15 protein-coding genes are annotated in these 12,858 nt (G+C 68.4%); 6 read left to right on the forward strand and 9 right to left on the reverse strand.

The annotated features are described in order from the left end of the window. Position 1: 1 nt before the first annotated feature. The 3 genes from JOD67_RS23800 to JOD67_RS23810 are packed head-to-tail and all read right to left on the reverse strand — an operon-like array spanning position 2 to position 3,041. Entirely contained in the window at positions 2-943 is a 942-nt protein-coding gene (locus tag JOD67_RS23800) for a carbohydrate ABC transporter permease (protein ID WP_205119914.1), read from the reverse strand. Beyond that, on the reverse strand, positions 943-1,953 hold the full coding sequence (locus tag JOD67_RS23805) for an ABC transporter permease (RefSeq protein WP_205119915.1): 1,011 nt from the start codon (positions 1,951-1,953) through the stop codon (positions 943-945). The genes JOD67_RS23800 and JOD67_RS23805 overlap by 1 nt, the downstream gene beginning before the upstream one ends. Beyond that, a complete protein-coding gene (locus tag JOD67_RS23810; RefSeq protein ID WP_205119916.1) occupies positions 1,953-3,041 on the reverse strand; it encodes a mandelate racemase/muconate lactonizing enzyme family protein in 1,089 nt (362 codons plus the stop codon). Before JOD67_RS23810 ends, JOD67_RS23805 begins: the two co-directional genes overlap by 1 nt. Before the next feature lie 133 nt (positions 3,042-3,174). Here JOD67_RS23810 and JOD67_RS23815 point away from each other — a divergent pair, with 133 nt between their 5' ends. Continuing rightward, positions 3,175-3,849: a GntR family transcriptional regulator gene (locus tag JOD67_RS23815; RefSeq protein ID WP_307782522.1), complete on the forward strand. Its 675-nt coding sequence runs from the start codon at positions 3,175-3,177 to the stop codon at positions 3,847-3,849. Here JOD67_RS23815 and JOD67_RS23820 read toward each other — a convergent pair. Genes JOD67_RS23820 through JOD67_RS23830 form a run of 3 tightly spaced genes read right to left on the reverse strand, consistent with a single transcriptional unit; the run spans position 3,833 to position 6,527 of the window. Next, positions 3,833-4,459 carry a GerMN domain-containing protein gene (locus tag JOD67_RS23820; protein WP_205119917.1) on the reverse strand — a complete coding sequence of 209 codons (627 nt, stop codon included), beginning with the start codon at positions 4,457-4,459 and terminating at the stop codon, positions 3,833-3,835. The two genes, JOD67_RS23815 and JOD67_RS23820, sit on opposite strands and share 17 nt — an antisense overlap. Next, on the reverse strand, positions 4,456-5,823 hold the full coding sequence (locus tag JOD67_RS23825; protein WP_205119918.1) for a HAMP domain-containing sensor histidine kinase: 1,368 nt from the start codon (positions 5,821-5,823) through the stop codon (positions 4,456-4,458). The genes JOD67_RS23820 and JOD67_RS23825 overlap by 4 nt, the downstream gene beginning before the upstream one ends. Continuing rightward, positions 5,820-6,527 (reverse strand): response regulator, encoded by a 708-nt coding sequence (locus JOD67_RS23830; protein WP_205119919.1) that lies wholly within the window; start codon positions 6,525-6,527, stop codon positions 5,820-5,822. The genes JOD67_RS23825 and JOD67_RS23830 overlap by 4 nt, the downstream gene beginning before the upstream one ends. 131 nt (positions 6,528-6,658) lie before the next feature. Here JOD67_RS23830 and JOD67_RS41315 point away from each other — a divergent pair, with 131 nt between their 5' ends. The 3 genes from JOD67_RS41315 (at position 6,659) to JOD67_RS23845 (ending at position 7,810) form a co-directional block, all read left to right on the forward strand. Continuing rightward, entirely contained in the window at positions 6,659-7,003 is a 345-nt protein-coding gene (locus tag JOD67_RS41315; protein WP_205119920.1) for an STAS domain-containing protein, read from the forward strand. Between the two features lie 113 nt (positions 7,004-7,116). Then, entirely contained in the window at positions 7,117-7,662 is a 546-nt protein-coding gene (locus tag JOD67_RS23840; protein WP_205119921.1) for a hypothetical protein, read from the forward strand. Between the two features lies 1 nt (position 7,663). Continuing rightward, positions 7,664-7,810, forward strand: coding sequence for a hypothetical protein (locus tag JOD67_RS23845; RefSeq protein WP_205119922.1), 147 nt, complete (start codon positions 7,664-7,666; stop codon positions 7,808-7,810). 17 nt (positions 7,811-7,827) lie between these two features. Here JOD67_RS23845 and JOD67_RS23850 read toward each other — a convergent pair whose 3' ends face one another. Continuing rightward, positions 7,828-8,490 carry a cysteine hydrolase family protein gene (locus JOD67_RS23850; protein ID WP_205119923.1) on the reverse strand — a complete coding sequence of 221 codons (663 nt, stop codon included), beginning with the start codon at positions 8,488-8,490 and terminating at the stop codon, positions 7,828-7,830. 28 nt (positions 8,491-8,518) lie between these two features. After that, positions 8,519-9,505: an acyltransferase domain-containing protein gene (locus JOD67_RS23855; RefSeq protein ID WP_205119924.1), complete on the reverse strand. Its 987-nt coding sequence runs from the start codon at positions 9,503-9,505 to the stop codon at positions 8,519-8,521. A gap of 59 nt (positions 9,506-9,564) precedes the next feature. On the opposite strand from JOD67_RS23855, the gene JOD67_RS23860 reads away from it, so the two are divergent. Then, on the forward strand, positions 9,565-9,894 hold the full coding sequence (locus JOD67_RS23860; RefSeq protein WP_205119925.1) for an ArsR/SmtB family transcription factor: 330 nt from the start codon (positions 9,565-9,567) through the stop codon (positions 9,892-9,894). Beyond that, positions 9,891-10,712: an SRPBCC family protein gene (locus tag JOD67_RS23865; RefSeq protein ID WP_205119926.1), complete on the forward strand. Its 822-nt coding sequence runs from the start codon at positions 9,891-9,893 to the stop codon at positions 10,710-10,712. Before JOD67_RS23860 ends, JOD67_RS23865 begins: the two co-directional genes overlap by 4 nt. A 49-nt stretch (positions 10,713-10,761) precedes the next feature. On the opposite strand, the gene JOD67_RS23870 is transcribed toward JOD67_RS23865, so the two are convergent. Continuing rightward, entirely contained in the window at positions 10,762-12,822 is a 2,061-nt protein-coding gene (locus JOD67_RS23870; protein WP_205119927.1) for a glycerophosphodiester phosphodiesterase family protein, read from the reverse strand. Positions 12,823-12,858: the final 36 nt, after the last annotated feature.

Raw genomic sequence — 12,858 nt, forward strand, 5'->3', positions numbered from 1 at the left:
CTTAGCCCTTGATGGCGCCGACCATGACGCCCTTGGTGAAGTGCCGCGCGATGAACGGATAGATGATCAGTACGGGCAGGCTCGAGACGACGATGAGCGCGTACTTGAGGACGTTGGCCAGTTCCCGTGCGTCGAGCCCTTGCCCGATGTCACCGGAGGCGGCCGTCGTCGTGTTCAGGATGATGATGTTCCGCAGCACGATCTGCAGCGGGAAGAGATTGGGATCCTTCAAGTAGACAAGGGCATCGAAGTACGAGTTCCACTGGAAGATCGCGTACATCAGCGCGAGCACCGCCAGCAGCGGCTTGGACAGCGGCAGTACGACCGACCACAGGAAGCGCAGCTCGCTCGCCCCGTCCAGCATCGCCGCCTCGTACAGCTCGTTCGGGATCGAGTGCGCGAAGAACGTCCGCGCGATGATCACCTGCCACACGCCGATCGCGCTGGGGATCAGCAGCGCCCATCGGGTGTTCAACATGCCAAGGTCCTGGACGACCAGGTAGGTCGGGATCAGGCCGCCGGAGAAGAGCATCGTGAACAGCAGACCGGTCATCACGACGTTGCGCCCGAAGAACGTCTTGAGCGACAGCGGGTACGCGATCGCCACCGTCAGCGTGACGCTGATCAACGTTCCGGCGACGGCGTAGATCAGCGAGTTGTAGTAGCCCTGCAGGACCTGCGGGTTGGTGAGGACCTCTTGGTACGCGACCAGCGAGAAGTCGACCGGCCAGAACGTCACCTGCCCGGAGCTGACGGCGCGCGGGCTGGAGAACGAGTTCGCGACGATGTAGACGATCGGCAGCAGCACCAGCAGCAGGACGACCGCGAGCATGACGGTGATGACGATCACCAGGACGCGATCGCTGAACGGATCGCGAATCTTCTTGCTGGGCGGCGTTCCCGGCGTTCGCCGTTGCTCGCGGTCCAACGTGAGCGCGCTCATCAACCCCACAGTCCATTCCCGGTGATCCGCTTGGCGACGAAGTTGACGAGCAGCAGCAAGGCGAGGTTGACGACGGAGTTGAACAGCCCGACCGCGGTCGCCATGGAGAAGTCCGCGTTCAGCAGACCCGTCTTGTAGACGTAGGTCGCGATAATCTCCGACTGGGCGAGGTTCAGCGGGTTCTGCAGCAGGTAGACCTTCTCGAACCCGATCGCCATCAGGTTGCCGACGCCGAGCACGAGGATGACCACGGCGGTGGGCATGATGCCCGGAAGGTCGACGTGCCAGATCCGCTGCAGCCGGCTGGCGCCGTCCATCTTCGCCGACTCGTGCAGGGCAGGATCGATGCCGGCCAGCGCGGCGAGATAGATCACCGCGGAGTAGCCGGTCGTCTGCCAGACGTCGGACCACACGTAGATGTGGCGGAAGTAGTCCTCGTCGCCGAGGAAGTCGACCGCGGGGACGCCGATCAGCCCGAGCGCGTCGTTCATCAGCCCGATCCGCGGCGACAGGATGAGGATCGTCATCGAGACCACGACGACGGTGGAGATGAAGTACGGCGCGTAGGTGATCAGCTGGACGGACTTCTTGAAGATCCCCTGGCGGATCTCGTTCAGCCCGATCGCCAGCAGGATCGGCAGCGGGAAGCTCGCGAGCACGAGGTAGAACGCGAGCGTGAACGTGTTCTTCAGCAGCGTGCCGAACATCGGGTTGCTGAAGAACAGCTCGAAGTTCTTGAACCCGACCCACGGGCTGCCCCACGGACCCTCGAGCACGTTGAAGCTCTTGAACGCGATCACGGCGTTGCTGATCGGGATGTACTTGAAGATCACGAAGTACGCGACCGGCAGGATGATCAGCAGGTACAGCTGCCAGTGCCGCCGCCACGACCGCTTCGCCTCGGTCCAGCGGTCCCGCTTGACGTGGCCGCGTCCCCGCTTCGGCTGCGGCGCCGGGTCGATCGGTTCGTCGAGGCGAACGAGAGGTGCGCCGGGTTGGGTGGTCGTCATCACCCCACCCGCAGGTCGTCGATGGCATCGAGGTTCCAGTCGATGCCGATGCCAGGCCCTTCGGGCGGGCGAACCCAGCCCTCCTCGACCAGCAGCCGGTTGTGGGTGATCGCGTCCAGCTGCGGGATGTGCTCGACGTACATGCCGTTCGGTACGGCGCAGGCCAGACTGGCGTGCAGCTCCATCAGGAAGTGCGGCGCGACCGGCGCGTTGAACGACTCCGCGGTGTGCGCCACCTTGAGCCACGGCGTAATCCCGCCGATTCGTGCCGCGTCGACCTGGACGATCCCGGCCGCGCCGGCGGACAGGTACTCGGCGAACCGCTGGGTCGAGTAGATCGACTCCCCCACCGCGACCGGGACGGTCGTGGCCCGGGCGAGCCGCACGTGTCCGGCGAGGTCGTCGGCGGGCAGCGGCTCCTCGAACCAGGCGATGCCCAGCGCCTCGTACGCGTGTGCCCGGCGCAGCGCCTCGGCGCCGGTGAAGCACTGGTTGGCGTCGACCATGACCTCGAACTCGGGCCCGACCGCCTCCCGAACGGCGGCGAGCCGTTCGGCGTCCTCGACGAGCGACGGCTTGCCGACCTTCACCTTGACGCCGCGTACGCCGGTCGCCTTGGCGGCGACCGCGTTGCGCACCAGCTCGTCGACGGACAGGTGGATCCAGCCGCCCTCGGTGTCGTAGAGCGGCAGCCGTTCGTGCGCCCCGCCTGCGAGGCGCCACACCGGCTCACCGACCCGCTTGCCGCGTAGGTCCCACAGCGCGATGTCGACCGCGGCCATCGCGAGCGCGGTGATGACCCCGGTGGTGGTGGCGCGGGTGCCGGCCAGCATCCGCTGCCAGATCCGTTCGACGTCGCGGGCGTCCGCCCCCAGCAGCCCGGGCACGAGGTGGTCGCGGAGCAACGCGAGGACCGAGCTTCCCCCGGTGCCGATCGTGTACGAGTACCCGGTCCCGCTGACGCCGTCGACCGTCTCGATCGTCACCAGCACGGTCTCCTGCTTGACGAAACTCTGGCTCGCGTCGAAGCGGACGGTTTCGGGCTCGAGGTCGACCAACTGGCACCGGACGTTCGCGATCTTGGTCATGAAATCCCCATCGCTGGATCGGATACGATATTGGAATCCTATTTCGACACCTTGTCAAGTAATCCGGCGTCATCGGATACGAAAACCGAACCGATAGCGTGGGGACCTTCGTGAACGACGGGGAAGGTCCGAGGTGGCAGAGCCGAGACCGAAGCTGGAGCGGGCGCCGCGGTTGATGCTGCGCGAGACCGTGTACGAGTCGGTCAAGCAGCTCTTGATGGACACCGACCTGCAGCCCGGCACGAGGCTGTCGATCGACGGGCTGTCGCGGGAGCTGCAGGTCTCAGCGACGCCCGTACGTGAGGCGTTGTTCCGCTGCGAGGCGGAGGGGCTGGTCGTTCGCCGCCCGAACGCGGGCTACCTGGTCGCTCCCCTGCTCGACCGACAGGGACTGCTCGACCTGTACGACCTCCGGCTGCTGCTCGAGCCGGTCGCCGCGGCCAGGGCCGCCACCCACGCGACCGCCGGCGAGGTGCGGGCGATGGAGGACGCCGTCGGGCTGATGATGCCGGCGGTCGAAGGCGACGACTACCAGGCGTACCGCGAGTTCGCCGGCCAGGACACCGCGCTGCACACGACCATCGCGGGCGCCAGCGGCAACCCGTTGATCGCTGAGACGCTGACCCGGCTGCGCACCCACACCCACACGTACCGGCTCTACTTCCACCACGGCATCGCCGAGGTCACGGTCGCCGAGCACCAGGCGATCGTCGCGGCCATCCGCGAGCACGACCCGGAGGTCGCGGAGAAGGCGATGCGGGCCCACCTCGAGACGTCACGGACCCGGCTGCTCAGCGCGTACGAGTAGGCCAGGTCGTCGTCGCGGCGAGCAGGGCCGCGTAGTCGGACGCGGTCAGCGGCGCCGCGCTGAGGCTGCCGTCGACGAGCGGCGCCTCGATCGTTTTCCCTTCCTGGGTGAGCTGAACGGCGTCGATGCCGTTGACCGACGTCGTGGTGAGAACGATCTGGGCGACGGCGAGCGTGCGGTCCTCCGACCGCGAGTTCCGCGCCGTTCCCGCGACCTCGATGGTCACCGTCGACCCGCGGACCGACGTCACGGAGAGGTCGAGGTCGATCGGCACCGCGGTCCCGAGACCACTGGCCTGCTCCTTCTCGGTGGGGCCTTCGAGCAGGAGTCCGATCGACCTGCGGAGCCGCTCCCCCGTCGTTCCCTCGAGCTCGGGCCTGCGGACGGGAACGATGCGGCCCGCGGAGACGAAGTACGTGACCATGGTCCCGCCGGTCCCGCCGGTCCCGGTGGGCTGGTCGGACGGCCGCGGTGCCTTCGTGTCCAGCAGCTGGTTCGGTACCAGGGTGGGGTTGATGACGCGGGGAGTGGACTCGGCCGAGACGCCGCCACATCCGGCGAGAATCGCCAGGCAGGCAAGGGCAATCACAACCAATCGGCGTCGAGTCATGACGCGCTCCGCGGTAGTGCGAACGTGAACCTGGCGCCGTTGCCCGACGGCGGTGTGGTGCACCAGATGGTGCCGCCGTGCGCGCCGACCGTCTCGGTCGCCAGCGCGAGCCCGAGACCCGTTCCGGACGAGGAGTAGCGGGCGACACCGGTCGCGAACCGTTCGAAGATGCGCTCGCGGTCGGCCTCGGCGACGCCGGGTCCGTCGTCGTCGACATCGACGAGGACGCGGTCGGCCGTGGTGCTGACCGTGACGGCGGTCGCGCCGCCGCCATGGCGATCGGCGTTGTCGAGCAGGTTGGTGAGAACGCGGTCCAGCCTTGCCCGGTCACCGCGGACGATCGTCGGCTCCGACGTCGTCACGTTCAGCAGCGCGGCCGAACGTCCCGTGTTGGAGAGCGTGTGCCGGACGAGCTCCGTCAACGGAAGCTGCTCGGTGTCGGCGGGATCGAGTCCGGCGTCGGCGCGGGCGAGGTCGAGCAGGTTCCGCATGAGCCGTTCGAACCGCCCCAGCTCTTCCGTCACCAGTCCCAGGGCCTCCTGCGACCGCGGCGGCAGCTCCTCGCGCCGCTTGTTCATCACCTCGACGGCAGCCATCAGCGTCGTCAGCGGCGATCGGAGCTCATGGCTCACGTCGGCCGCGAGCCGGGCGTCGCGCTGCAATCTTTGCTGCAACGTTTCGGCCATGCTGTTGAACGATCCGACGATCGTGGCGAGCCCGGGATCTCGGGTCGCGGGAAGTCTGCTGCCGAGTTGTCCGGCCGCGATCTGCGCGGCGGTGGCCGCCACCCGATCGAGCGGTTGGATCACCGATCTGCTCGCCCAGATGCCCAACGCGACGCCGCCGAGCGCGGCGACCACGGCACCGACGATCAGGACGGTGCCGAGGACCGCGAGGGTCTCGTCGAGCTGCTCCATCGTGCTGATCTCGTACAGCTCCGCGTCGACCGCGGGCAGCGGCAGCCCGATGACGAGCTCGGGCGTGTCCCCGTCCTGGTCCACGCGCTGGGTGACCACCTTGCCGTCGGCGACCAGGCGACGGATCTGCGTGGGGACGGCGTCGCGTCCGGCTTCGAGCGACGACGCATACCAATCTCCTTGCCAGTAAAGGACGATCGACGTCGACGTGGGCGGCGCGAGCTTGGCGATCGCGTCGGCGGCGCCGACCCCGTTCGTCTCGAGTTGGTCGCGGACGAGCGTCGCGTCGGTGTAGGCCTGCCGGAGCGAGGAACGCTGCCGTTGCTCCACCAGGTAGTTCTGCGCGAGCACGTACGTCAGTACCGCGAACGCCGCGGTGATCGTGGTGGCTCCCAGCCCGAACGCCAGGATCACTCGCCCGCGAAGGCCGAGAATGGGCAGCCTCATCGTGGGTCGAGACGGTACCCGAGTCCGCGGACCGTGACGACGAGACACGGGTTGGCCGGATCGGGCTCGATCTTGGTACGCAGCCTTCGGACGTGCACGTCGACGATGCGTTCGTCACCGAAGTAGTCGCGGTTCCACACCGTCTCGAGCAGTCCGCGGCGGCTGATGACGCGGCCCGGTTCGCTCGCGAGCTCGGACAGCACGCGGTACTCGGTGAGCGTGAGGTGGATCTCGCGGTCGCCGCGCCGTACGACGCCCGCACGCGGCGAGAGCACGAGCGGCGTCGTCCCTACGGAGTCGATCACGAGGTCGGCGCCAGCCGAATCGTCCGCGGTCGTCGAACCTGAGCGTCGAAGCAGCGCTCGCAGGCGAGCCGAGATCTCCTTGATCTGAAAGGGTTTCGTGACGTAGTCGTCCGCCCCGGCCTCGAGCCCGGCGACGATGTCATGCGTGTCCGTACGCGCGCTGACGATGATGATCGGCAGGTCGTGCTGCCGACGAATCTCACGGATACAGGTGAAACCGTCGATCCCGCCGAGCATCAGATCGACGATCATCAGGTCGGGAGGCGCGTCCGCGACCTCCGCGAGCGCCGCTTCGGCGGAGCCCGATTCGATGATGACGTATCCCTCGTCCTCCAGCCCGAGTCGTAGTGCGGTGCGGATCCGGTCGTCGTCCTCGACGATGAGCAGCCGGTTCGTCACACCTTCATGCTGCCAAAACCGACATGTCCACATGGGCAGCGGTGCCGATCGTCACAGAATCTCAAAGTAGTGCGCGCTTCCACCGCAACCTCGCGCTGCCAGCGTGGACACCTCGTCGAAAGGAGCTGGCCGTGGTGCTACCTGGCGACGCGAGGGACGACGGACGTGTCGTGGTGCGGCTCGACGACGAGACGTTCGTCGACGGGATGGCGAGGCTTCGTTGGCAGCTGCGACATCTGCTGGCCGGCGGTGCCCGCGTGATCGTCGTCGACCTGGCAGGTCTGCGGCAGCTGTCCTCGACGTCGGTCGCCGCGTTGCTCAGCACGCATCGGGTCTGCCGGTCGCGAGGGGGCGGGGTCGTGGTCAGGAAGGCCAACCGGCGCACGTTGGATCTGCTCCGGCGTACCGGGCTGCACCACGTGTTCGAGATCGAGACACACGTCGAAACGCAACAGGAGATGAGGAACGCGGGATGACGCTGGCCGACGCGCGGCACGACGTCACGGGGGCCCACCGCGCCTGCGATCCCTGCGGCCCGTTCGGTTGGTCCATTTGTGTCACGGCGTGGCCCGGGGGTTTCGCCGTACGCGTGGACGCCGCCGATCGGGTGCGGGTGCTGGTAGGTGAACCTGCCACGCGCGGCCGGCACCCGAGTGTCGTCGGACAGCTCGAGGCGGCGACGGCCAAGCTCGCCGCCGTGGGTTGCCCGGCGCAGGACTCGGTGGAAGTGCTGTGCAAGCTGATGAGTCGGCAACTGGGCAGCGACTTCCAGCCCGGTCCGAGCATGACGATGCTCGACCTGCACGCGTCCGGACAGGTCGACATCGCGCGTCGAGTCTCTCCGCCAGTCCTCTTCCTCGGTGCGCACGAGTCGCCCGGTGCCGTGTGTCGTGCGGCCACCACCGGCGTCGAGGCGGGACCCGTGCGCTCCGAGGGCGGGGACTATCTGGTGGCGTTCTCGCCGCTCGCCGTGCGGCTGTTCTCCTCGGAGGCGTTGGCGAACGTTCCTCGGCTGCTGGCGGGTGCGCCGACGCCGTGTGAGGTGCGGAACGCGTTGCTGGACTCGGTCGACGGGCGCGGGCAGGACCCGTACCGGACCGCTCCGCCGCTCGCCGTCGTACGGCGCGAGGGCTGACATGTCGTCGGACGACGACGAGCCTGCGAGCCCGCGCCGGCTGCCGCCCGACCCGTACCACGACGGCTGGTGGTACCTGACCATCCGGGCGAAGTCCGCCTCGCCCGAGGAACCCGAGGAGAGCGAAGGGTCGGACGACGACTCCTGAGTGGGTTTCCGCCTTGCTCAGTGGGCGATAAGGTCGAGGATCTCGTCGGTGGGGCGGACGTCGCCGAACGTGCGGTAGATCGTGTACAGCGTGGCGTTGAGATCCTGGTCGCGCCGGGCGGCGTTGGCGTCGGCGACCATGATCACGCGATAGCCGAGCGTGCTGGCGTCGCGCGCGGAGGACTCGCAGCAGACGTTCGCGACGGTGCCGGTGATGAGCACGGTGTCGATGTCGCGCTCACGGAGCTTGTTGGGGAGGTCGCAGCGGCCGGGGAAGAACGCGCTGCTGGCGGTCTTCTCCACCAGCAGGTCTTCCGGGGCGACCGTGAACTCGTGCCAGAGCCGCTTCTCCAGTGGGCCTTCGCCGCCCGAGGTGCGGAACAGCTCGGCGACCTCCGGGCCGTAGAGCTCGTCGGTGGTTGCCGTTCGCTCGGTGGTGCCGGGGAGGACCCACGCGACCGTGCCGCCGGCTTGGCGGAGGGCGTGGGCGAGCCGTTCGATGGTCGGCACGATGCCTTGGACGTACTCCATGTCGGCGACGAAGAACGGGACCATGTCGACGACCACCAGCGCCGTGCGGCGCGGATCGAGCGTGGTGAACGCGTGTCTCCTCCCCCGGCGTTCCTGCTGCCGGTCGTACTCGCGCTGCTCGATCATCCAGTCGTGCGTCAACGGCTCCATGCGCGCACCCTGCCATGGGCCGCCGACATCACAGCGGCGACCAGCTGGCGCCGCCGTGCCAGTGGCGGCCCGCGCGGAGGTGGGTGACGATCGCGCGTTGCAGCGTGGTGTCCCGCGGCAGCTTGTCGAGGTCCGGCTCGCGCTGGCCGAAGACGAACTCCATCGTGTCGGCGTCCGCGTCTGCCAGGTCGTGGGAGTGCCTGAACCGCTGCTGGAACCGGACGATGTTCGACTCCGGCGGCAGGTAGTCCGCGAGCTGCGGATCGAGCAGCCAGGAGTAGCAGGCGGCGACGCCCAGCGGCTCGTCCGGGAAGTGTCGCGGGAAGAACTCGCGGGCCGCGCCGAACGAGGAGTCGCACGCCGCCGGGCTTAACGGTCCGGAGAATTCCGGGATGTGCACCGACAGGCCGAAATCACCTTGCCCATAAGGCAATCCGGCTGCCGACACGCTGGCGCCCGTACGGCCGCCGAGCTTCACCCTTTCAAACTGGAGCCGGCCCAGGTCGTACAGCTTTCCGCGGAAGTGGTTCATCAGCCAGAACGGCACGCCCAGCCCGCCCTCGCCCGTACGCCACCGGTGCACGGCGAGGTTGCGGCCGAGGTCGGCGAACGTTCGCCGGCTGACGTCGGCGGGGATGCCGCGCGTCTGGTGGAACGCCCGCGCCGCGGGAAGAGCCGCGACGAAGACGTAGACGAAGAAGAACCGGCCCTCCGGGCCGAGTTCGGCGGGGAGCCGTGGGAACGACGGCGGCCCGTCGATCACGCCCATCGTCGTGGTCAGCTCGGCGGTCGCGCGTTCCAGTAGCCACCACTGGTCAGGCGTACGTTCTGGCGTCGGCAGCCTCGCGATCAACCCGTCGATGTCCTGGTGGGGAACGGCGAGGTCGAGCAGGATCGGTGCGAGGTCGTCGCGACTGGGCAGCTGGACGGGGTCGGGCGTAGGGCGCGCTTGGAGGTGAGTGAGCCAACCGCGGGTCGACTCCTCCCCCGCCAGCACCTCGAGGAAGTCGGGCACGCACCCATTCTGCTATATGCCTTGACGGATATATAGCGATCTGGCTATCGTCGTCGACCATGACCGCAACCGCGTTCGAGGTCGTCGCCGAACCGACGCGCCGCCGCATCCTCGACCTGCTGCTGGAGCGGCCTCGCCTCGTCGGCGAGCTCACCGACCAGCTCGGGCTCTCCCAGCCGGGCACGTCCAAGCACCTGCGCGTGCTCCGCGAGGCCGGCCTGGTGAGCGTACGTCAGGACGCCCAGCGGCGCTGGTACGAGCTGCGTCCGGAGCCTCTGGTCGAGCTCGACGACTGGCTGATGCCGTACCGCCGACTCTGGGCCGACCGCCTCGACGCCCTCGAACGACACCTCGACCAGATGCCCGACCTGCCGGAGGACAGCCAGTGAACGAGTACGTGCGCACCGACGGGGACAACGAGGTCCTGGTGCTCGAGCGCAGCTTCGACCACCCGCCGGCGAAGGTCTGGCGCGCTCTCACCGAGCCCGAGCAACTCGCCCAGTGGTTCCCGGCGTCGATGACTGTGGAGCTGGCTGTTGGCGCGAAGATCACGTTCAGCTTCGGTCCGGAGGACGACCCGCAGGACGGCGAGGTCACCGCGTGCGACCCGCCTCGGACGTTCGCGTACAGCTGGGGGTCGGAGCATCTGCGCTGGGAGCTCGAGCCTGACGGCGACGGGTGCAAGCTGACGTTGACGCAGACGTTCCAGGACCGTCCGGCGGCGGCGAGCTACGCGGCGGGCTGGCACGGCTGCTTCGTGTACCTCGCGCTGGTGGTCGACGGCCAGCAGCCGTTCGGCGCCGACGGCGACGCGTCGCTCGACCACACGATGACGCCCGACCTGAAGTCCTCGCACGAGGAGTGGATCGTGAAGCTGGGGCTCGACGCTGGCACAGTCGACGGCGAGGAGGCGCGGTACGAGCGGCAGCTGGTCCAGGGGCCGCTGGACGTGTGGGAGGTGCTGTCCGGCGGCACGGTCGTGTCGGTCGGCGGTGCGGTCCCGGCGGGCTTCCTGCCGGCGGGGGTGCAGGTCGGGCCGATCCTGGTGGCCGAACCGCCCGACGTGCTCGCGACCGCGGAGGTGCGCTGGACCATGCGCGAAGGCAACGGCGGCGCCCGCCTCGTCGTCACCCACGCCGGCGGCGACGACAAGGCCCTGGCCCAGTGGCGCGCCCACCTCGAGGCGCTCGCCGCCCGCTTGGTATGAACCGAAGGGCTCGACCCGCGGTGGGTCGAGCCCTTCGGTGTTCCGTCGGTTATCGGAGGCCGGCTCGTCTCGCGACGGCGACCAGGAGGTCGGGGTCGTCGGAGATGATGCCGTCGACGCCGAGGTTGATGACGCGTTCCATCGTGGGCTCGTCGTCGATCGTGTACGGCACGACCTTCAGGTCGTACTTGTCCTGCAGGACCTGGACCTTCGGGCCGTGGAAGAACGCCGGGTTCTCCTTGAGGTACCAGTCCGGCGACGACACGTTCCCCTGCGCCGGGTCGTGCACCTGCCAGTTCGACGACACCGTGTCCGCGCCGGACTTGCGCACGAGCTTGCCGAGGTCACGCAGCTTCCACCAGTCGAGCGTGCCGGTCCACGGCGACTTCACCTTCTTGTCGCCGTACACCGCCTGCAGCGAGCACTCGTCCGCGAGCGTCGCGCACTCGGCCGGACCGTACTGCCACACCAGCGCGACCGTCTCGATCCGCGGCCGCAGCTCGCGCGCGTACTGGATCGTCCGCCAGTCGAACGACTGGATCGTCACCCGCTTCTCGAACCCGGCGTCGTCGATCGCGTCGACCAGCTTGCGCGTGAACGTGCGGTACGGCGCGGTGTCGTTCACCAGCGGGCTGATCTTTGTCTCGATGTTCAGCCGCACGTCCTTCCGGCCGCTCGCCCGCACCAGCGCGAAGACCTCGGCCAGCGTCGGGATCCGCTCCCCCGGCACCGCCTGCTGCTTCGGGAACTCCGGCAGCGTCTTCGAACCGCAGTCCAGCATCTTCAGCTGCGTCAACGTGAGCGAGTGAATCGTCCTGCCCACATAGGGAAACTCCGGGTCGCCGGCGAACGCGGGCGCGGTGTCGACGCAGTGCGAGCCGTTCACCGTCCGGTCGTGGGTCACGACGAGGACACCGTTCTGCGTCACGCCGGTGTCGAGCTCCAGTGTGGACACGTCCGGGTTGGCCAGCGCGTAGGAGAACGCCGCGAGCGTGTTCTCCGGGCGAACGGACCGCGCGCCGCGGTGGCCCTGGACGTCGAACGGTGACGCGTACTTCTTCGGCAGCTTGAACCCGTACGAAGCCGCGACGGTCCGCAGCCGGTCCGGGTAGTCGGTGATGATGCCGTCGACGCCGTCGTCGATGAGCTTTGCCATCGTCGCCGGATCGTCGATCGTCCACGGGACGACCTCGATGCCGTTGCGGTGTGCGTGGGTCACCATCGCCTTGGTGACGTACGGCCGGTAGTCGGGGTCGCCGATCTTGCCGCCCTGCGGGAACCCGTGCACCGGCGAGAACGCGTCGGCGCCGAACGACTTGATCGCCCTGATCGGGTCGCCGCCGAAGTCGTCGATGTCGATGCCGCCGAGCCACGGCGACTTGCCGGGCTGGCCGGTCTGCAGGAAGTCGAAGTTCGTCAGCGCGACGATCGGCAGCCGCGGCTCGACCTCGCGCCAGCGCATCAGCGTGCCCCAGTCGAAGCTCTGGATCGTGACCTGGCGGATCATGCCCGCCTTGCGGATCTCGCCCGCGGTGACCTGCACGAAGTCCTCGCGCGGCGCGGTCTGGTCCGGTGCGCCGGCCTCGACCTTGGTCTCGATGTTGAGCTTGACGTCCTTGGCTTTGTACCTCTTGACCAGCGCGAACACCTCGGACAGCAGCGGCATCTTGCTGCCGGGGCTCAGCACCTGACCGGGGTGCTCGGGCAGCCGCTGGACGCCGCAGTCGAGCGTGCGGACCTGGGCGAGCGTGAGGTTCTTGACGAACTTCCCGACGTACGGGAACTCGGGGTCACCGGCCGTCGCCGGCGCGGTGTCCTTGCACTTGTTGTTCGCGGAGATCTGCCGGTCGTGCGTGACGACGGCCTGCTTGTCCTCGGTGATCTGCACGTCCAGCTCGAGGGTGCTCACCCCGACTCGCATCCCGTTGCCGAACGAGCTCAGCGTGTTCTCCGACCGCAGCCCGAGTCCGCCGCGGTGACCCTGGATGTCGAACGTCTTGCCGCCGCCATGCTTCTTGTCGTCTGGAACCGCGGCGGCCACCCCCGTTGCCGCGACGACCATGCCAGCCACCAGCACGAGCGCGGTGCCGGCCCTGCGCCAACGAACCATCGAACCCCTCCCCAGCTTGTCTGTCGTCCGCCGCGA

The sequence above is a fragment of the Tenggerimyces flavus genome, assembly GCF_016907715.1.
GTDB classification, from domain to species: Bacteria; Actinomycetota; Actinomycetes; order Propionibacteriales; family Actinopolymorphaceae; genus Tenggerimyces; species Tenggerimyces flavus.

Excerpts from the sequence above, each read along its gene's own strand:
- JOD67_RS23800 (WP_205119914.1), bottom strand. The coding sequence starts at position 943 with ATGAGCGCGCTCACGTTGGACCGCGAGCAACGGCGAACGCCGGGAACG.
- JOD67_RS23805 (WP_205119915.1), bottom strand. The coding sequence starts at position 1,953 with ATGACGACCACCCAACCCGGCGCACCTCTCGTTCGCCTCGACGAACCG.
- JOD67_RS23810 (WP_205119916.1), bottom strand. The coding sequence starts at position 3,041 with ATGACCAAGATCGCGAACGTCCGGTGCCAGTTGGTCGACCTCGAGCCC.
- JOD67_RS23820 (WP_205119917.1), bottom strand. The coding sequence starts at position 4,459 with ATGACTCGACGCCGATTGGTTGTGATTGCCCTTGCCTGCCTGGCGATT.
- JOD67_RS23825 (WP_205119918.1), bottom strand. The coding sequence starts at position 5,823 with ATGAGGCTGCCCATTCTCGGCCTTCGCGGGCGAGTGATCCTGGCGTTC.
- JOD67_RS23845 (WP_205119922.1), top strand. The coding sequence starts at position 7,664 with ATGTCGTCGGACGACGACGAGCCTGCGAGCCCGCGCCGGCTGCCGCCC.
- JOD67_RS23850 (WP_205119923.1), bottom strand. The coding sequence starts at position 8,490 with ATGGAGCCGTTGACGCACGACTGGATGATCGAGCAGCGCGAGTACGAC.
- JOD67_RS23860 (WP_205119925.1), top strand. The coding sequence starts at position 9,565 with ATGACCGCAACCGCGTTCGAGGTCGTCGCCGAACCGACGCGCCGCCGC.
- JOD67_RS23870 (WP_205119927.1), bottom strand. The coding sequence starts at position 12,822 with ATGGTTCGTTGGCGCAGGGCCGGCACCGCGCTCGTGCTGGTGGCTGGC.